General features: G+C 43.2%; 1 protein-coding gene. It reads left to right on the top strand.

All coding sequences use genetic code 11. The features are described 5' to 3' along the window. The coding region (locus Q0526_RS00580) for a helix-turn-helix transcriptional regulator (protein WP_298729835.1) at positions 1-513 on the top strand (513 nt) is incomplete at its 5' end. Between the last annotated feature and the right edge of the window lie 573 nt (positions 514-1,086).

The raw sequence follows: 1,086 nt of genomic DNA, 5'->3' as shown, positions 1-1,086 counted from the left end.
ATTTTCCGCACCCAGGATGAACCAGATATACGCAATCTGTTTACCAGCTTGCTATGCGAATACTTCAGCGATCTGCCCTATCGTAAACCCCTTATCCAAGGATACTTTCACCTGATCTTTCTCTATCTGCTCCGATTACATCAGCAGCATTCTGATGGCCAAATGGTACAGATTGTTTCTATTCACAACCGCAAGGTAGTTGATATCCTTTACTATATTGAATCCCACTATGCTAGCTGCACATTGAAGGATCTGTCCGACCATTTTGGCTATCATCCAAAGTATATTTCCTCTATGCTACGGGAAATGACCGGCTTCAGCTTCAAACAAATCCAAATTCGGGAGCGAATGAAAGAGGCTGGCCGGTTGTTGACAGAGACCGACAAATCTGTTCAGGAAATTGCTTTGCAAATTGGCATGGCAAATCTCAGCAGCTTTTATCGTACGTTCAAGGAACATTATGGCATGCTGCCAGACGCTTATAGGCGCCATGCACGTCCAATTAGTGGATAAAATTTTTTGATTGAATTTTTCAGAATGTCTCTTTATATCAACAAATCAGATAGATTTTCTCAGAAGATCTTGGCATTTAATTATTCATATGATATCCTCTAACCCATATCAACCACTTTACTGTGATAAACTGCCGCTCCGCAGCCACACTGAACCATTTTGCCGCCGTACACCTCCGACAAAATCCTTTGCTCCCTTGCGGGGCGGCTTTCATTATTTTCAGAGAGAATTTGCAGGCGGATCACCGGACTGCAATTCTTAATACTCGTTCCTCTAAAATTGTCACGAGCCATCTAAATCCAGATGCCACGCAAGAACATAAAGAAAAAGCGATAAGCAAGTATCGACCTGTGGCCACAATTTCAAAAATTGAAATTGTGTCTCACTGACCGGTCGTACTTGTTGGGGAGTGCCTTCCCCAAGCCCTGCCCTGATTCTACCACGGCCCTTTTGCAATCCAGCTTGCAAAAGGGCCGTTTTTTTGTTGCCAGTATACAGAAAGTGTGAACTGTATGACACTCCTCAATTTCCGCATAGAAACCAGCTTGCAACTCGAATCCAAAAATCTTTTGT

The sequence above is a fragment of the uncultured Subdoligranulum sp. genome (genome assembly GCF_937890665.1).
The sequence above is the reverse complement of the archived record's forward strand: the minus strand, read 5'-3'. Positions and strand labels throughout refer to the sequence as shown.